The organism is Terribium retamae (assembly GCF_022347545.1).
Lineage (GTDB): Bacteria > Pseudomonadota > Alphaproteobacteria > Rhizobiales > Rhizobiaceae > Mesorhizobium > Mesorhizobium retamae.
In genome coordinates this window covers 1-18,576 of record NZ_JAKREW010000035.1, presented here as the reverse complement: position 1 = coordinate 18,576, position 18,576 = coordinate 1, and the positions used below count along the sequence as shown (strand labels likewise).

The window sequence follows — 18,576 nt, the reverse complement described above, 5'->3', positions numbered from 1 at the left end:
TGCTCCGCCAAGAGAGCACCCGCTCAGGCAATGTCACGCCGTTGTGGGTTCAGATCAACCCCAGCACTTAGCAAGGCCGGTCTTGACGTCGATGGATTCGACGCCGCTGGCCGGCTTGTCGGTGACCAGCGCCACGCCGGTATCGACAAAGCTCTTGCCTTCGGTCGGCTTCGGCTTCTCGCCACTGTCGGCGAACTTCTTGATCGCCTCTACGCCGAGTGACGCCATCAGCAGCGGATATTGCTGCGAGGTGGCACCGATGACGCCGCCCTCGACATTCTTCACACCTGGGCAGCCGCCGTCGACCGATACGATCAGCACGTTCTTTTCCATGCCGACGGCTTTCAAAGCTTCGTAAGCGCCGGCCGCGGCTGGCTCGTTGATGGTGTGGACGACGTTGATGGAAGGATCCTTCTGCAGCAGGTTTTCCATCGCCTTGCGGCCGCCCTCCTCATTGCCGTTGGTGATGTCGTGGCCGACGATGCGCGGGTCATCCTCGTCCCCGATCTTGTTGGCGTCCTTCGGATCGATGCCGAAACCGATCATGAACCCCTGGTCGCGCAGCACGTCGACGGTCGGCTGCGAGGGGGTGAGGTCGAGGAACGCAACCTTGGCATCCTTCGCCTTATCGCCCAGCGTGGCGGCGGCCCACTGGCCGATCAGCTTGCCGGCCAAGAGATTGTCGGTGGCGAAGGTGGCGTCCGCAGCGTCAGCCGGCTCCAGCGGCGTGTCGAGCGCAATCACCAGAATGCCGGCATCGCGCGCCTTCTTGATGGTCGGAACGATTCCTTTGGTGTCGGAAGCGGTGATCAGGATGCCCTTGGCGCCGTCGGCGATGCAGCTTTCGATCGCTGCGACCTGGCTTTCGGTATCGCCGTCGATCTTGCCGGCGTAGGTCTTCAGCGTAACGCCGAGTTCCTTCGCCTTGGCGGTGGCACCTTCCTTCATCTTGACGAAGAACGGATTGGTGTCGGTCTTGGTGATCAGGCACGCGCCGACATCGGCTGCGGAGGCTGGCGCGGCAAAACTTGCAAGCGCCGCAACCGCGGCGCCGAATACGGACGTCTTGAGAACAGAAAATCGCATAGAGGTACTCCTCCCAGAACCAAAATCGCGGCTGCAGAAATGCGCGCCGCCGAGGCGCTCGTCTGCTTTTCCCGGTGAGCACCCCTGACACAAACGAAACACCAATCGTATTTCCGTGTCAATAATTAAATCACTCTTATTTATTATTGACACACTTGCGGAGCCGGCTCATTCTCGGCCAAAAGTCAGACAAGAAATCATGGGAGGGAGGAAGCTGTTGGACGACGGCGTTCAAAAGCACGGTTCGGGCGAGCCGGCCGCCAGCCGTCTCCACCGTGGCACGAACCAGAGTGGCATGCGCGATCACAATGAACGGCTCGTGCTTTCGCTCGTGCGCCAGCATGGCGGCCTCGCGAAATCCGACATCGCCCGCATGACCGGCCTTTCGGCACAGACAGTTTCCGTCATCATGCGCGAGCTTGAGGACGAAGGCCTGCTGCTCCGCCGCGAACCGTTGCGTGGCCGCATTGGCCAGCCTTCCATTCCGATGGCGCTTAACCCGGAGGGTGCCTTCTTCATCGGCCTCAAGATCGGCCGCCGCAGTGCCGAACTGGTGTTGATCGACTTTCTCGGCAAGGTGCGCGCCATGTTGCACCACTCTTACCGTTATCCGGCACCGTCGGAGACCGTGGATTTTGTTGCTGCAGGCGTCGCCAAGCTCAGGTCAGAGCTGACGCCGGCGCAGGACCGGCGTGTCTCCGGCCTGGGCATCGCCGTACCGTTCGAGCTGTGGAGTTGGGCCGATGCAGCCGGCGCGCCGCGCTCGATCATGGAGGAATGGCGCCACCGCGACATCCGCGCCGACATCCAGGCGCTGTGCGACTTTCCCGTTTATCTGCAGAACGATGCGACCGCGGCCTGCGGTGCCGAGCTTGTTTTCGGCAACGCCTTGGACGTCCGCGACTTCGTTTATTTCTACATCGGTGCTTTTGCCGGGGGTGGCATCGTGCTCAACGGCCGTATCTACAGCGGGCCGACCGGCAATGCCGGAGCGCTTGGTTCGATGCCGGTACCGGGACCGGGTGGCAAGCCGATCCAGCTCATCGACGTCGCCTCCATCGCAACGCTGGAAAAGGCGCTTGCGCTGCGAGGCGTGGATGCCCAGCACCTGTGGACCTCGCCCGAGGAGTGGGGTGACATTGGGCCGGAGCTCGACACGTGGCTTGCCGATGCAGCCGGCGCCTTGGCCTACGCCATTGCTTCCGCATCCGCGGTGATCGATTTCGAAGAAGCGGTGATTGACGGCTGGATGCCCGTCGCAATCCGCGCACGGCTGGTGAAGGCCGTCAGCAGCGCGCTGGACAAGGTTGACGCCGAGGGCCTCAAACTGCCGACTGTGCGGGAAGGCACGGTCGGAATCCATGCGCGCGCGCTTGGCGGGGCCAGCCTGCCACTTTCCGACCGCTTCCTCGTCGGTCCAACCTCGACATCCGGAACAATCTGACATGCTGATCGGCATTTCTCCTTTACTCGGGCCCGAACTTCTCGCCCTGCTCCGCGGCATGGGCCACGGCGACGAAATCGCCATCGTCGACGGCAATTATCCGGCAGAAGAACAGGCGACACGCCTGATCCGCGCCGATGGCGTTGACTTGGTGCCGATGCTCGACGCCATTCTTTCCGTTCTTCCGGTGGACGATTTTGTCGAGGAGGCGTTGTTCCGCTCTTCGAAAAAGGGCGATCCGAAGCAGGTCGATCCCGTCCATGGCGAGATCGAGGCGATCTGCGCCAAACGGGCCCCCGGCCGCAAGGTGGTCGCCATGCCCGGTGCCGACTTCTACGCCAGGGTGAAGGCGGCTCACGCCATCGTCCAGACATCCGAACCCCGGCTTTATGCCAACATCATCGTCCGCAAGGGCGTCATCTATCCCGCCGGAGCCTGACCATGATCCTGTGCTGCGGCGAAGCCCTGATCGATATGCTGCCGCGTCAAACGACAGCTGGCGAAGCTGCTTTTGCGCCTTATGTCGGCGGCGCTGTTTTCAACACAGCGGTAGCGCTTGGACGGCTCGACCTTCCTGTCAGCTTTTTCACCGGCCTGTCGACGGATTTTTTCGGTGATATGCTGAAAGCGGCACTGGCGGCCAGCAATGTCCAACTGGATCAGATAAAATTCTCGCCACTTCCAACGACGCTTGCGCTGGTGCGCCTGGTCGACGGACATGCCAGCTATCTGTTTTACGATGAAAACACCGCTGGACGCATGCTCTATGAGGCAGATCACCCTGCCGTTGGGGACGACGTCGAAGCGATGCATTTCTCGTGCATGAGCCTCGTTCCTGAACCTTGTGGATCGACCTACGAAGCGCTGATGCGCCGCGAACACAACAAACGGGTGATGATGTTCGATCCCAACATCCGCAAGGGTTTCATTGCGGACAAGCCAAAGCACCTTGGCCGCATGAAGCGCATGCTGGCGCTGGCCGATATCGTGAAGCTATCGGACGAAGATCTGGACTGGTTCGGCGAGACCGGTTCCCTTCAGGAAATTGCGGCACGCTGGCTTGGCCTCGGCCCAAGCCTGATGGTGGTGACGCAAGGTGCCAAGGGTCTGGTAGCCTTTTCCAGGAACCATATGGTTGCCGTGGCGGCCCCACAAGTGAAGGTTGTCGATACCGTTGGCGCCGGCGACACCATCAATGCTGGCATTCTCGCCTCGCTGCGCGATCAAGGGCTGCTCACCAAGGAGGCCATTGCTGGTCTTTCCGAAAACCAGATCCGTACGGTGCTCGCCTTCAGCGCCAAGGCCGCCGCCATTACCGTTGCCCGTGCCGGCGCCAATCCGCCCTGGCGGCAGGAACTCGTGGAAAGTGCCGCTGTCGCCGGCTAAGGGTCGCAGCCGCAATCACATTATGTTTCGCCGCCGGCGGTACAGTGTGCGACCAACAGCGTGAAAAGTGCTGCAAAAGCCTGACTTTGCGGCTTTTCGCTTCGGGCAAGTTGGCCCCGTCGGTAACGAGGCTTGGCGCTGCCTAAAGCCGCAGCCCTGCCGCAAATCTTTCGCCCGCCGTGCAACTCTGGTACCAGCGGCGCGTTATCAGGCAAAATTCGGGGCCGACATGCAGTTTATCGATCTAGGCGCGCAGCGCGCACGCATCCAAGACAGGCTGAAGGCGGCCATGGACCGCGTCGTCGAGGAGGGCCGCTATATTCTGGGGCCTCAGGTCGCCGAATTCGAAGCCAAGCTGGCCGACTATGTCGGGGTCAAGCATGTCGTGGCCTGCGCCAACGGCACCGACGCGTTGCTGCTGCCGCTCTACGCTTCCGGCGTCGGGCCTGGCGATGCCGTATTCGTACCGAGCTTCACCTTCGCCGCGACCGCCGAAGTGGTTGCATTGGCCAAGGCCGAACCGATTTTCGTCGACGTCGATGCCAAGACCTACAACATCGACATCGAAAGCCTGGAAGCGGCGATCGCCATGGTCAAGGCTGAAGGGCGGCTGAAGCCGAAGGCAATCATTCCGGTCGATCTGTTCGGGCTCGCCGCGGATTACGATGCCATCATGGCGATTGCCAAACGCGAGAACCTGCTTGTCATCGAGGATGCGGCGCAATCCATCGGCGGCACCGCCGACAATGCCAAATGCGGTGCCTTCGGCCATGTTGCAGGCACCTCGTTCTACCCGGCAAAGCCGCTCGGCTGCTATGGGGACGGCGGCGCGATGTTCACCAATGATGCGGCTCTTGCCGAAAAGCTGCGGTCTTTCGCATTCCACGGCAAGGGCGAGACCCAGTACGACAACGTCCATGTTGGCATCAATTCGCGCTTGGACACGCTGCAGGCTGCGATCCTGATCGAAAAGCTTGCGATCCTGGAAGACGAGATGGTCGCCCGCCAGAAAGTGGCGGCGCGTTACGCCGAGAGCCTCGGCGACATCGTCACGGTAGCGCGTAATCTAGACGGCACCCGGTCTGCTTGGGCGCAATACGCCATCGAGACGCCAAAGCGTGATGGGCTGAAGGCGCATCTTCAGGAAAAGGGCATTCCGTCCGTTATCTATTACGTCAAGCCGCTGCACGAGCAGGTTGCCTATCGCCACTTCCCGCGCACGCCGACGGGCCTAGCGGTATCGGAAGGCCTGCCCAAGCGGATCCTCTGCCTGCCGATGCACCCCTATCTAAACGAAGCCGACCAGGATCGGATCATCGAGACGATCCGTAACTATATCGGCTCAAACTCGGCCCAGGCGGCGGAGTAATCGGCTGCCTCACAGCAGGAATATGGTAGAGGCGACAGCAATATAAGCTGTCGCCTTACGCGATAGATTGCTCGGCCCACATCCCTAATGGACGGGGATAGGCCCGCTCTTACCTGCCCTTGGCTATAAAGAACGGATTGGCGAAATCGGCATCGTGCCCCTGGTTTCGCTTGCCATAGGTAAGCGGCGCGCCATCAAGCGTCGAGGTGCTGCCTCCGGCCGCGCGCAGTACGGCGTCGCCCGCCGCCGTATCCCATTCCATGGTGCGGCCAAAGCGCGGATAGATATCGGCCACCGCCTCCGCCAGCAGGCAAAACTTCAACGACGAGCCGATCGAAACGATCTCCGCCGGGCCGAGCGTCGCGATATAATCGTCGGTTTCCGCCGTTCGATGCGAGCGGCTGGCGACGACCGCGAGCGGCGAAGCGGCTGCGCGTGCTGTGATCGCTCTGCGTGCAACCACGCCGAGGCTGGCCTCCACGTCTGCGGCTTCCGCCCTGCCCGGCCGCCCTGAATAAAGCTTTCCCGAGCACGGCGCGAAGACAACCCCAACTTCCGGCACACCATCGCGTACCAGCGCGATGTTGACGGTGAAATCATTGCCACGCTTGACGAACTCTTTCGTGCCGTCGAGCGGATCTATCAGGAAGAAGGTCTTGCCCAGCGAGGCCGGCAGGATGCCGGCGCTGGCCTCTTCTTCCGCCACGCAAGGAATATCCGGATAGATTTCGCGGAGACCGGCCAGAATGATCTGCTCCGCCTCCCGGTCGGCCTCGGTTACCGGTGAGGCATCCGCCTTGGCATCGACCGCGCAGCCTTTATGAAAGATGCGCATGATGGCGCGGCCGGCGGTCAATGACAGGTTTTCGAATACAGCAACCATCGCCGCATCAGCAGCCGCCTCCCCCGGGATCTGATCGGGACTCATTTAAATGCCGCCACCGCTTTCATACTGCGTTTCTGCCTTGTCGCGCTCGGCCAGCCAGTCGTCCAGGATATCGACCATCTCTTCGACGGTTCTGCCGATCGTCTGGAGGCGGATCTCCGGGTTCTCCGGCGGCTCATAAGGAGAATCGACGCCGGTGAAGTTCTTGATCTCGCCGCGCAACGCCCGCGCATAGAGACCCTTCGGATCGCGGCGCGCACATTCCTCGAAGGGTGTATCGACAAACACTTCCACAAACTCGCCGCCAGCCATCAGTTCGCGCGCAAGCCGCCGCTCGGCGCGGAACGGCGAGATAAAGGAAACCAACACGATCAGGCCAGCATCCGTCATAAGCTTCGCCACCTCGGCGACACGGCGGATATTCTCGACGCGGTCGGCATCGGTGAAGCCAAGGTCGCGGTTGAGGCCGTGACGGACATTGTCGCCGTCCAGCAGATAGGTGTGGCGGCCGGTGGCGGCGAGCTTCTTCTCGAGCAGATTGGCAATCGTCGATTTGCCGGAGCCTGAAAGGCCAGTGAACCAGAACACAGCCGGCCGCTGGTGTTTCATGTCTGACCGAGCGCGCTTGTCGATATCGAGCGACTGCCAATGGATATTTTCGGCACGGCGCAGCGCATGCTGGATCATGCCGGCGCCGACAGTCGCATTGGTGATGCGATCGATCAGGATGAAGGCCCCGGTCGAGCGATTTTCAGCAAAGGCATCGAAAGCGATCGGTGTGCGGGTCGAGATGTTGACGACGCCGACCTCGTTCATCTCCAACGACTTCGCCGCTTCTTCTCCGAAATCATTGATGTTGAGCCGATGCTTCAGTTCGGTGACGGTGGCGCTGGCCTCGTCCGTCTCGGTGCGCAGGATGTAGGAGCGGCCTGGCAGCAATGCCTGTTCGTCGAACCACACCAGATTGGCGGCGAACTGATCGGAGACCTGCGGGCGCGCATCCGGCTGTACCAGCATATTGCCGCGCGAGACCTCGACCTCTTCATCCAGAACCAGCGTCACCGCCTGGCCGGCAATCGCCTTTTGAAGGTCGCCGCCATAAGAGACGATGCGCTTGACATGGGCGGAGCGGCCGGACTTTGCCACCACCACCTCGTCGCCGCGCGATATCGAGCCGGAGGCAATGGTGCCGGCAAAGCCGCGGAAATCGAGGTTCGGCCGGTTCACATATTGCACAGGAAAACGGAATGGCTGTTCGGCAGAAGCGCTGCCAACCGGCACTGTTTCCAGATGTTCGATCAAGGTCGGGCCCTGATACCAGGCCAGACGCTCCGAACGCGCCGAGACATTGTCGCCATAGCGCGCCGACATCGGGATCGGCATGATGCTTTCAAAGCCGAGATCGCGCGCAAAATCCCGATACTCGGCAACAATGCGATCAAAGGTGACGCGGTCGAAGCCGACCAGGTCGATCTTGTTCACCGCCAGCACGATGTGACGGATGCCAAGCAGCGAAGCGATGATGGAGTGGCGTCTCGTCTGGCGCAGCACGCCCTGGCGTGCGTCGACCAGCACGATGGCGAGATCGGCTGTGGAGGCGCCCGTCGCCATGTTGCGGGTGTATTGCTCGTGGCCTGGTGTGTCGGCAACAATGAACTTGCGCTTCGGCGTTGCGAAGAAGCGATAGGCAACGTCGATGGTGATGCCCTGCTCGCGTTCGGCTTCGAGACCGTCAACCAGAAGCGCGAAATCGACATCTTCGCCGGTCGTGCCGTGCTTGCGGGAATCGCGCTCGAGCGCTGCGAGTTGATCCTCGAAGATCTGTTTGGTGTCAGAGAGCAGCCGTCCGATCAGCGTCGACTTGCCGTCGTCGACCGACCCGCAGGTGAGGAATCGCAGCAGCGACTTCTTCTCCTGCGCGGCCAGATAGTCGCGCACCTCGTTGCTCGGCTCGAGGGTCTTTGCCGGAACATGGCGCATTCTCAAAAATACCCCTCGCGCTTCTTTTTTTCCATCGAACCGGCTTCGTCGCGATCGATGAGGCGCCCTTGCCGCTCCGACGTTCGCGCCGTCAGCATCTCGCCGACGATGGCTTCCAGCGTATCAGCGCTGGATTCGATGGCACCGGTAAGCGGATAGCAGCCGAGCGTGCGGAAACGCACCAGCCGATTCTCGACCACTTCATCAGGACGCAGCTTCATGCGGTCATCGTCCTTCAGGATCAGCATGCCGTCACGCTCGACCACCGGCCGCTCCTTGGCGAAATAGAGCGGCACGATCGGGATGTCTTCCTGCAGGATGTACTGCCAGATATCGAGCTCGGTCCAGTTGGATAGCGGGAAGACGCGGATCGATTCCCCAGCGGCGATCCGGGTGTTGTAGATGTTCCACATCTCCGGCCGCTGGTTCTTCGGATCCCAGGCATGGCTGGCATTACGAAACGAGAAGATGCGCTCCTTGGCCCGCGACTTCTCCTCATCGCGGCGGGCGCCGCCGAATGCTGCGTCGAAGCCGTATTTATCAAGCGCCTGGCGCAGCCCCACCGTCTTCATGACATGGGTGTGCACGTTCGATCCGTGGTCGAACGGATTGATGTTATCGCGCACGCCGTCTTCATTGACATGCACCAGAAGATCGAAGCCGAGCTTCTCCGCCATCTGGTCGCGGAAGGCGATCATCTCGCGGAACTTCCAGGTGGTGTCGACATGCAGGAACGGAAACGGCGGCTTGGCCGGATAAAAGGCCTTCATCGCCAGATGCATGAGGACCGATGAGTCCTTGCCGACGGAATAAAGCATCACCGGCTTGGAGAAATTGGCCGCAACCTCGCGGAAAATATGGATGGACTCGGCTTCCAACCGCTGGAGGTGGGTGAGTGCCATGGTCATCGCTGAGGTCTCTTATCGCCGCGGTTCCGCCCGATATGGATCAGAACGAACAACCTCTGGCGGATCAGCTGTCGCGGTTCTTAGCCTGGTGCCGAACCAGCCATCTTCTAGCGCCAGAAATAGGCTGAGCCAACATTGGCGAGGCTCTTTGCTCGTCCATCAAGAGATAAATTTTGCACACAAGATGCGATTGCTGGAATTTCATTTGCATTCGGTTCGGCAAGTAGCATCAAGCGCTAAAGTTGCTGATTGCACCGAGATAACAATCAGCATATGGAACGCTAGAAACTTCGCGATAGCCCGCCGAAAGGCTGGCACATAGTCTAAGCTGGACGAGCCATCCGGCTTATAGAACTGAAGGCATAGTGGTCGTCACTCGGGAATCCGAGTGTCCAGACTGCTTTGATTGCGGCCAACACAAAACGGCCTGAATGCGCTTACCGGCGATCGAGGTAACACTGCTTCCTCAACCTGCGTTCCCAGATAGTCAGACAGGCAATGCAAGGTGACGAAGGGAAAATTCTCGGCCCCAGTTTCGAAAATCACGCGAAAGACGATACCTCATACTCGTTTTCATGTTCCTGTGACGCAGGTTCTGCAGGAAGATGTTAGAGCCCCCTTTTGCTGTCGAAGAAAGACCGAACTGCGGACGCTACCAGCTTCACATCATCAGTCGTCATATGCTCACCGATCGGTAGGCTGAGCAGGCTCTCGTCGGCCAAATTGGCGAACATTACCTCCTGACCCTGACCCAGATGGTTGTAGGCGGCGAGCTTTGGTAGCGCGATCGGATAGTGCACACCGGTAGAAATCCCTTGCTCGGCTAGGTAGGCGGCCAACTGATCGCGTTTTTCGGTGCGAACCACGAAGAGATGATAGACTTGAACTGCCCATTCCTGGCGCTTCGGAAGCGTCAGCCCGGCAAGACCGGAAAGTTCTTCAATATAACTATCCGCGACCTCAATCCTTTTGGCCGTCCATTTGTCTAGATGCCTCAACTTGACGGAAAGAATCGCAGCCTGGATGCCATCCAAACGCGAGCTTCGTCCTTCGAACTGATGATCGTACTTGCCAGTGCGACCATGATTGGCAATCATCCTCATCCGTTCCGCCAACGACCGATTATTTGTGACGATTGCGCCAGCATCGCCGTAGGCACCCAGATTCTTACCTGGGAAGAAGCTGAACGTTGCCACATCACCGAAACCGCCGACTTTTTTCCCTTTGTACTTCGCTCCGTGCGCCTGCGCACAATCCTCGATAACACGAAGACCAGCTGAACTCGCCAATTCAAGAATTGGCCCCATCTCGCATGGGTGTCCGTAGAGGTGGACAGGCATCACAGCGCGCGTTGCGGAGGTGAGCTTGGCTCGAATTGTATCAGGGGTAAGCGTGTAGTGTTCTGGTGATATATCAGCAAAGACGACGCGATGGCCATTGCGGGTGACTGCTTCAGAACTCGCTATGAAGCTATTGGCAGGCACAATGATTTCACTGCCGCTAGGAAGGTCAAGCGCCTCGATGGCTATTTCGAGCGCATCCGTGCCGTTGGCTACGCCAATACAGTTCTCAACCCCCGTCCATTCTGCAAATTCCCCTTCGAATGTTCGGATGTAAGGCCCCCCTACAAAGCTGGAAGTAGCGATGACATCGCGGATCGCAGCATCTATCTCGTCCTTGATAGATTCATACTGGAGTTTCAGATCCAGGAACTTGATCATGCGTGACTCCGAATGAATTTGGCGGGATTACCCGCATATACGCCCGGCTCGACGATGTCTTTGACGACCACCGCGCCCGCGCCGATAACGACATTGTCGCATATCGAGACCGGCATGATCGTCGCATTGCTGCCTATCGACACGTTCGATCCGATCATTGTAGATCTCCATTGCGTTCGGTCGCCTCGGGCCGGCCCACCAATGGAAAAAGTGTCATTGACAAACATCACCCCGTGTCCAATGAAGCAATCTTCGCCAATGGTCACAAGCTCGCAGATGAAGCTGTGCGATTGAACCCGAGTTCGTTTACCGACGCGGACATCTTTCTGGATTTCGACAAACGGACCAATGAAAACATCATCGCCCAAAGTGCATCCGTAGATATTTGAAGGCTCGACGACCGTGACATCTCGGCCCATAGAAACATTTAAAATGCCTATTTGCCGGATGCTCATTTGCCGCCAAGCCGAGACAAGTGGTTTCCTTCATCGAGCCGGACCTCCCGACCTGTCTCGACCGACTTATAGATCGCATTGATAAGACGGATGCTCTTTTTTCCTTCCACACCGTCAATCAACGCCTGCCGATTGTGGATGATGCTGTCGACCACGTGCTCATAGAATGCCTGATGCCCGAAGCCATAAACACTTGGTGGATTGACAGAGTATTTTTCCAGAACTTCAGCGTCGCTTGGTTCGTCGTCAGTAAAATTCCACACACGCATCTTGTTAACGGCGAACCCGCCGATTTCGACGGTTCCTTTTTCGCCAAGGATCGAGATCGACCCTTCCAGATCGGTGGGCCGTGCAGCGGTAGTCGCTTCGATCGCGCCGAGGGCCCCCGATTTAAACCTTAAGGTGGCAACGAGTGTGTCTTCCGCCTCGATTTTCGCCAACGCCGTCGTAGACATGGCGTAGACGCTTTCGACATCACCCATCATCCATTCTAGCAAGTCGACATGATGGCTGGCTTGATTCGTCAGGACGCCGCCATCCAGTGCCCATGTTCCACGCCATGGATCTTGATCGTAGTAGCTTTGAGGACGGGCCCAACGGACTCGTACAGTTCCGAGAATCAGCTTGCCGAATCTGTTTCTCTCTAGAGCCTCGCGAAGCTTGAGAACCGGCACATTGAACCGATTTTGCTTCACGACAAATAGCCGGCCTCCATGTTGCTCACATGCGGCGATCATCTGGTCTGCATCGGCGACGGTGAGAGCCATCGGCTTCTCTACGATGATATGTTTGCCGAAGCTGGCGAGATCGATGACGTGACGCGCGTGCAACCCGCTTTCGGACAAGACGACAACTACATCGATCGGCTCGCTGGTCATCATCGTGCGATAATCTGTGAAAGGTATCACGCCGAAACGCGACGCGACCGCAGCAGCCTTCTCCCCATTCGTATCGCAGACCGCCACAAGACGTGCATTTTCGATCTGGCCGAGTCCAAGCAATTCAGTGTGCCGTTTGGCAATGCGGCCACACCCTACGATGGCGAAGTTCAAATCAGACCCCATTTCCGCGTCCAATGTCAAAGTAGTGCAGCCCGGCAGCCTCAAGATCCGCCCTGGCGTAGAGATTTCGCCCGTCGAATACAGCCTTTTCCGTGAGGCTTGCGGCTATCCGATCGAAATCAGGAGTTCTGAATTCCCGGTACTCTGTGACGAGCGCTAAGGCATCCGCGCCAGCAAGCGCCTCGTAAGCAGAGGAGCAAAAGGTGACCAGATCTGTCGATCCAAGCGCCGTTTTTGCCGTATGGACCGCAATGGGATCGTAGGCGCGCACTTGAGCACCAGCGGAAAGCAGCCGCTCGATTAGCGCCAAGCTCGGCGCCTCACGAACATCGTCCGTGTCGGGCTTAAACGCCAGCCCCCAGATTGCGATAGTTTTACCTTTCAATCCTCCGCGGGAGGCAAAGAAGGACGCGATCTTTTCGAAGAGAATCGTCTTTTGTTGATTATTCACCGTGTCCACCGCGGCAAGAATCGACATGTCAATTCCGAGGCTGCGCCCTGCACTGACGAGAGCACGAACGTCTTTCGGGAAGCAACTTCCACCATAGCCGGCCCCAGCGTACAGAAAATGTCGGCCAATACGAGAGTCCTCGCCGATACCTCGCCGGACATCTTCGATGTTACCTCCGGCAGCCTCAGCGAAGCGGCTCAATTCGTTCATGAAGCTGATGCGTGTCGCGAGCATCGCATTTGACGCGTATTTTGTCAGTTCGGCGCTTCTGGGAGACATGACTAGAAGCTTGTCATGATTTCGGCTCAAAGGAGCGTAGATGCGGCGCATTATTTCTACCGCCCAAGCATCGTCGCTGCCGATCACAATGCGATCCGGCCGCATGAAATCCTGTATGGCGTTGCCTTCTCTGAGGAACTCCGGATTGCTGACCACAGCAAACTGGACATCCGTCCGTTGCCGCGACGCTAATTCGCCTTCCACGATCTCTTTGACCATATGTGCTGTCCCAACGGGGACCGTTGATTTGATGACGATGATCGATTTTTTCACCAGATGTCGGCCGACCCCGGCTGCTGCCGCACGAATAAACGAAAGATCTGCAGCGCCATTCTTTGCTTGCGGCGTCCCCACTGCGACAAAAATAATATCCGCGTGTGCCACACCCTCTTCATACTTCGACGTAAACCGTAAGCGACCGACCTTGACCATCTCTGCCACATTGCTGTCGAGTCCTGGCTCATAAATAGGCAGGACTGCCTGGCGCAGTTTTTCTATTTTAAGTTCGTCGAGGTCGAGGCAGATAACATCATTGCCCAGAACAGAGAGGCATGTACCGGCCACTAAGCCAACATAACCACTTCCTAATACCGTTATTCGCATACAGCCTGCTCGTTCGATCGCCAGACACGTTGAGCGGAGTCAGTTATGTCAGATTTGACACCGCCGCGCCGCAATAACCCATATGGAGCCATGTCACAAGGAGGGGCGAAAAGCGATCGCCCCCATCCGACGAAACCCGTTTTCCGTAAGACATCCGATCTAGGTGACATCTGCTTCCGGTCTCTTTATCCTCACCCATCCTAGGTGCAGCGCACAAATGTGGTGGCTCCGCTCAGCCGCGGACATTTATTTGCCCGGAGCAAAAAATGTCAGACCAACTCAGCTATGATCGGACAACCGACGTTCCGAAAATCGTCGGATGTAATACACGAAACATCGAATATCGGTGGTCGATTTTCGAAAATGTGGCGTCCGACCTAAAAAAGCCCAGCAGAATTCTCGATTTCGGCGCAGGATCCCTTCGAGAAACTTACTATTTTGCCGAACGCGGACATCAAGTGACTTCAGTTGACCTTGATGTTTCACGTATGAAAATCTTTGCGTCGAAGTACGATTGGTCGCGTGCAGCATTCCAACCGGAGCTGACTGTCAACATTCCTTCCGACAGATCATTTGATTTGATAACAGCATTCGACGTCATCGAACATATCGCTAATCTGAATGATGTACTGCCAGCTTTTCACAAAGCCCTAGGCACAGAGGGCATGGTATTCTGTACAGTTCCTAACAAGCGGACACTTCTTGAAGCAGTGAACAAGCGAATGCTCGCCCGAGGACGCGTCTACGCGCCCGGCGAGGCACACCTTCAGTTTAAGTCTCCAAGCGAATGGGATGCTACGTTCCGTTCGTATGGATTTGATATCGAGAAGCATGAAATGGCGATCGGCGCACTTGCCAACAACTGGTATTGGTCCGTCTACCTCGGATCCCGCGTTTGCGACCGGCTGCTTCCATCTCTTGGACAAGCAATGCGTTGGTTTGTCAACCCGTCAATCATGCGCGGATTTGACCAGATGGACAAGAGACTGGGAGCAGGCCTTTCCAACCTGTATGGCTGGAACCTCATAATCTTGCGAAAGGCTCGTTAACAGCAGTCCTAGGCGACACTACCAACCAGATATCAGCCGATAGAATCGGCTTCTGATCCTATACATAAATGGATTGACCAGAAGGAGTGCGCGAAGCTTGTCCCTTATAGATGCGCCGCTAGCCAAAATACCAATTATGCTCCCCCTGCTTCGCGCCTCTTCACAAGCTGCTCGAGCCTCTAGGCGATGACGGGCCTCTGAAGCCATCTCAGTTCCTCGGCGATCTAAGAAGACACGGTAGGCGCTCATGCGGATCCCAATGCGTTTGTGGAAAGTCGTGAAGTCAGAGAGGTAGTTGATACTGTTGCCTTCGTGGACACGCCAGAAACACCCTATGACAGGCGTATGTATGACATGAAAGGAGAGATAGATAATTGCGATCTCAATCCAGGTATCTTCATTTGGAAACTGTTCGGGGACTGGAAAGACCTCTTTAACAGCCCGCCGATCCATCAGGTAAGATTGGCCTGACATAACGCCCTTTAAAGGATCCTTTGGAACTATAATCCCGTCTTGGGACTTTACCTCCGAAATTTGCTGGATGCGGCAGAGTCCGACCACCGGACGCTCGCTGTTCACATCGCTAATTCCGCGCCAACGCGCTGCTAGGCTCCCTTCCGGCATCACATCATCGCCGGCGAATAGACACACCCAGTCACCTCTCGCCATCGCTACACCGAAGTTGAACGCCGAGACCTTTCCCTTTTTCGGGTTTTTTACGACTTTCAGTCGCGTAGATCGACTCTCGATTTCGCTGAGTATCGAATAGGTTTCATCAGTCGAATTGTCATCTACAACGATCAGTTCAAATTCGAGTCCTTCTTGCGCCAAAATGCTTTCGACGGCCGCTCGAATCCAGCGCTGCTCGTTATACGCAGCCAGAACAACCGATACATCAGTCATGCGAAATTTTCCGTGATATTGAACTGGTGCTTACCCGGGACTATCCCCTTAAGCTGAACAGCGTCGCGAGCGCAACATTGGCAGCAAATCCAGCAAGAATCCACGACAGCACTATCGGCGTTGAGCGAACAAATTCTCGCCGAAGCGAACGAATTCCATTGCTTGCTATGGCAAGCACCACAACAAGATAGACAGCGTAGAAAAGCAAACCGGACAATGCATAGACTTCACCCACAAGCGACGGCGCGGTCAAGAATGCCGCTAAAACGGCCCCTATTCTCACTATGAAGCCAAACAACTGCAGGACGAATGCCGTGCTCTGATGAGAGGTGACGAGCAGAGAGGTCGACAATGGACTGGAAAGAAACTGCATTATAAACCACGGCGTCATCCAAGAGACTAGTTCGCCGGCGCGCGTCCATTCGGTTCCGAAAATTAAACTAAACGTCACCGGTGCGACAAAACCCGCGAAGGCCAGCGGCCCAACGCCGCTGCGCAAAAGGCGGCTAAAAATCTGGTCAGTGAACTCTCCCAGCCGATTGGCTCGAAACTGTGCCGGGGCTTCCGCAAAGTAAACGTTGGCGACAGCCGATCCCACGAGCGCCATAGGTGCTTGCATGACCTGCATAGCGAGCATGATGAAGCCCGACTCTGGACCGTTGGCGAAGATGGAAATAAACACGATCGGAACAAAGATAGATGCACTGTTCAAAAGCGCTTCAGGCGCAGAGAATATCGGGAATCTTCGCTGAGCAATAAATACGTTAACCATCATCGAGCGGGATACTGTTGACAGCAAGGAAGTGTCTCGTCGAAGAAATCTCACGCTAAGTCCCACGGAACCTACGAGCCAGTTCGCAGCGACACCCAGCAAAAGTCCGGTCGGCGCAAATTGACTCATTCCGAGAATTATCTGCGTTGCTGCGGATGAGGATGTCTGCAAGACACGGTTGCTTGCGATTGTCGAAAACTGACCTCTGCGAACGAACCAATACTGCAAGCTACTATAAACCCCCATAGAACACACCATGACTGGCACGAGCCAAAGATATGGAGCGTAGTCTGATCGATGGAAAAGCTGGGCTATTTGTCCAGACATCATGACGGCCAAGACGGCTAAAAGCAGCGTCGTTACAACTGTCCAAAAAATCGCTAGAGCCAGACAGTTGACAGCTTCACGATCATCTCGGGGGATCGGAATTGCTATGTCAAAACGCAAACAGGCTGCAGCCGAAATAATCGAGCTGGCGCTTGTTACAAATGCGAGGATCGCGAAATCCGCAGGCCTATAAAGTCGCGTAGCGATAGGCAATGTTGCCATCGTTATCAAATGCGCAGCGGCGGTCCCTCCAACCAAAATACCAACGGATCTGAAAAATCTATCCGAAATTAATCCAGCGAACCAACGACCTAGAAGCTTCATTGGTTCATCCCTACCTAAATTCCCGCAAGTCCTCAGATTAGGGGGAAACACACGCCACCCGACTTCGTTCGGACCGTCCATGTCACCGGATCCACCGTCCCTCTCTACCACCTAGATGGCTGCGCAGAGGTGAGGACCCACTGAATTACGATCTAGCGTATCAGCCCGAAAACCGGAATCGATTTTTGGAAAGAACGATATCTCGATATCCGAGCTCACGTCCCCGCGCCTTCCTCTACATTCTGGGCAACGGGTTCAACAACAACATATTGCTGACTATCAACTTGCGAACAAAAATACTGGGCGTCCTTATGAGTGATGAAGCAACGCCTTCCAAAGGCGAAGCGCCCCCCCCGGAACGACGTCAAGTTCGTCAACCCTGAATGCTGGAATGAGGAGCCCGCTCCTTATAGCCATCAAGATCGACTACAGCGCAACCAGCTAGAGCGTTTCATGGGTTAACGGAATCTATTGGGATTCCCGACTTGTGTGTTTTGTGATTCAAGATGCTGGCTGGATTGGAGGCCAGCATCCGATGGTTCGACCTCTTTCCAATGATCTCCGTGAGCGGGTTGTGGCAGCGGTTTTGAGTGGTGAGAGCCGCCGGTCAGCCGCGGAACGGTTCGGCATTTCTGTATCGGCGGCTGTGAAGTTGCTGCAGCGCCATCGGGCGACGGGATCGGTGTCACCGGGCAAAATGGGTGGACACCGCAAGCGGGTACTGGAGCCGCACCGGGCTTTCATCGTGGAGCGGATCAACCAGACCTCTGAGCTGACCCTGCATCGGTTGAAGGACGAGTTGGCTGCCCGCGGCGTGACGGTCTCACACAATGCGGTCTGGATGTTCTTGAGACGCGAAGGCTTGAGCTTCAAAAAAAACATTGTTCGCCCTTGAGCAGGCACGCGCCGATATTGCTCGCAGGCGTCAACGGTGGCGCTCCTGGCAGAGTAGCCTGGACCCGAGGCGCCTGGTCTTCATCGACGAGACCTGGATCAAGACCAACATGGCTCCGCTGCGCGGTTGGGGGCCGAAGGGTAAGCGGTTACGCGGCTTGGCTCCGCACGGCCACTGGCGCACGCTGACCTTCCTCGGCGCGCTGCGCTGGGATCGGCTGGCAGCTCCTTGCGTTTTCGACGGACCCATCAACGGCCAATGCTTCCGCGCTTATGTCGAGCAGCAACTCATCACCGTGCTGAAGCCTGGCGATATTGTCGTCATGGACAATCTCGGAAGTCATAAGTCGGCGGCCATCAGACAGATGATCAAGGCTGCCGGTGCCAGGCTTTGGTACTTGCCGCCCTATTCCCCAGACCTCAATCCGATCGAGCAGGCCTTTGCCAAGATCAAACACTGGATGCGCCAAGCTCAGAAGCGCACCATCGAGGACACTTGGCGCCACATTGGCTACCTCGTCGAAACCATCGAGGCAGCCGAAGGCAAAAACTACTTCGCAAATGCCGGATACGCTTCCGTCAAAATATGAAACGCTCTAGCTGTTTGATCCCAGGCTTTGATGGTTCATCATTGTCGTCCGAATCAAAGGATGCGCTATGGGCCAGGTTCTGCATGGG

16 protein-coding genes are annotated in these 18,576 nt (G+C 57.1%); 6 read left to right on the top strand and 10 right to left on the bottom strand.

Annotated elements, in window-relative coordinates; all coding sequences use genetic code 11:
• Positions 1-54: 54 nt before the first annotated feature.
• Positions 55-1,086, bottom strand: a complete 1,032-nt coding sequence (locus tag L4923_RS24275) for a sugar ABC transporter substrate-binding protein (RefSeq protein ID WP_239369682.1) — start codon at positions 1,084-1,086, stop codon at positions 55-57.
• Positions 1,087-1,381: 295 nt separating this feature from the next.
• Here L4923_RS24275 and L4923_RS24270 point away from each other — a divergent pair, with 295 nt between their 5' ends.
• From L4923_RS24270 to L4923_RS24255, 4 genes are all read left to right on the top strand, one after another.
• Positions 1,382-2,530, top strand: coding sequence for an ROK family transcriptional regulator (locus L4923_RS24270; RefSeq protein ID WP_425531003.1), 1,149 nt, complete (start codon positions 1,382-1,384; stop codon positions 2,528-2,530).
• A gap of 1 nt (position 2,531) precedes the next feature.
• The gene (locus L4923_RS24265; RefSeq protein WP_239369680.1) at positions 2,532-2,969 is read left to right on the top strand and encodes an RbsD/FucU family protein; all 438 of its coding nucleotides are present in this window, start codon (positions 2,532-2,534) and stop codon (positions 2,967-2,969) included.
• 2 nt (positions 2,970-2,971) lie between these two features.
• Positions 2,972-3,916 carry a carbohydrate kinase family protein gene (locus L4923_RS24260; protein WP_239369679.1) on the top strand — a complete coding sequence of 315 codons (945 nt, stop codon included), beginning with the start codon at positions 2,972-2,974 and terminating at the stop codon, positions 3,914-3,916.
• Between the two features lie 229 nt (positions 3,917-4,145).
• On the top strand, positions 4,146-5,285 hold the full coding sequence (locus tag L4923_RS24255; protein WP_239369678.1) for a DegT/DnrJ/EryC1/StrS family aminotransferase: 1,140 nt from the start codon (positions 4,146-4,148) through the stop codon (positions 5,283-5,285).
• A gap of 109 nt (positions 5,286-5,394) precedes the next feature.
• Here L4923_RS24255 and cysQ read toward each other — a convergent pair whose 3' ends face one another.
• From cysQ to L4923_RS24220, 7 genes are all read right to left on the bottom strand, one after another.
• Positions 5,395-6,168, bottom strand: coding sequence for a 3'(2'),5'-bisphosphate nucleotidase CysQ (gene cysQ, locus L4923_RS24250; RefSeq protein WP_239369705.1), 774 nt, complete (start codon positions 6,166-6,168; stop codon positions 5,395-5,397).
• A gap of 45 nt (positions 6,169-6,213) precedes the next feature.
• Positions 6,214-8,151 (bottom strand): sulfate adenylyltransferase subunit CysN, encoded by a 1,938-nt coding sequence (cysN, locus tag L4923_RS24245; protein ID WP_239369677.1) that lies wholly within the window; start codon positions 8,149-8,151, stop codon positions 6,214-6,216.
• A 2-nt stretch (positions 8,152-8,153) separates the two neighbouring features.
• Entirely contained in the window at positions 8,154-9,059 is a 906-nt protein-coding gene (cysD, locus tag L4923_RS24240) for a sulfate adenylyltransferase subunit CysD (RefSeq protein ID WP_239369676.1), read from the bottom strand.
• Between the two features lie 608 nt (positions 9,060-9,667).
• Positions 9,668-10,780, bottom strand: coding sequence for a DegT/DnrJ/EryC1/StrS family aminotransferase (locus tag L4923_RS24235; RefSeq protein WP_239369675.1), 1,113 nt, complete (start codon positions 10,778-10,780; stop codon positions 9,668-9,670).
• Complete coding sequence (locus L4923_RS24230) at positions 10,777-11,235, bottom strand: acyltransferase (protein ID WP_239369674.1); 459 nt, start codon at positions 11,233-11,235, stop codon at positions 10,777-10,779. Before L4923_RS24230 ends, L4923_RS24235 begins: the two co-directional genes overlap by 4 nt.
• The gene (locus L4923_RS24225; protein ID WP_239369673.1) at positions 11,232-12,287 is read right to left on the bottom strand and encodes a Gfo/Idh/MocA family protein; all 1,056 of its coding nucleotides are present in this window, start codon (positions 12,285-12,287) and stop codon (positions 11,232-11,234) included. Before L4923_RS24225 ends, L4923_RS24230 begins: the two co-directional genes overlap by 4 nt.
• A gap of 1 nt (position 12,288) precedes the next feature.
• On the bottom strand, positions 12,289-13,629 hold the full coding sequence (locus L4923_RS24220; RefSeq protein WP_239369672.1) for a UDP-glucose dehydrogenase family protein: 1,341 nt from the start codon (positions 13,627-13,629) through the stop codon (positions 12,289-12,291).
• 266 nt (positions 13,630-13,895) lie between these two features.
• On the opposite strand from L4923_RS24220, the gene L4923_RS24215 reads away from it, so the two are divergent.
• Positions 13,896-14,678 (top strand): class I SAM-dependent methyltransferase, encoded by a 783-nt coding sequence (locus tag L4923_RS24215; protein ID WP_239369671.1) that lies wholly within the window; start codon positions 13,896-13,898, stop codon positions 14,676-14,678.
• 18 nt (positions 14,679-14,696) lie between these two features.
• Here L4923_RS24215 and L4923_RS24210 read toward each other — a convergent pair whose 3' ends face one another.
• Together L4923_RS24210 and L4923_RS24205 are read right to left on the bottom strand one after the other, a co-directional pair.
• Complete coding sequence (locus L4923_RS24210) at positions 14,697-15,581, bottom strand: glycosyltransferase family 2 protein (RefSeq protein WP_239369670.1); 885 nt, start codon at positions 15,579-15,581, stop codon at positions 14,697-14,699.
• A gap of 40 nt (positions 15,582-15,621) precedes the next feature.
• Positions 15,622-17,004 (bottom strand): lipopolysaccharide biosynthesis protein, encoded by a 1,383-nt coding sequence (locus L4923_RS24205; protein WP_239369669.1) that lies wholly within the window; start codon positions 17,002-17,004, stop codon positions 15,622-15,624.
• Between the two features lie 535 nt (positions 17,005-17,539).
• Between L4923_RS24205 and L4923_RS24200 the strand changes: the two genes are divergently transcribed.
• Positions 17,540-18,488, top strand: a protein-coding gene (locus L4923_RS24200) for an IS630 family transposase (RefSeq protein WP_239369668.1) whose coding sequence is annotated in 2 segments (ribosomal slippage) — positions 17,540-17,875 and positions 17,877-18,488 — 948 coding nt in all. Because the reading frame shifts where the segments join, the coding sequence is not laid out codon by codon here.
• Positions 18,489-18,576 lie beyond the last annotated feature (88 nt).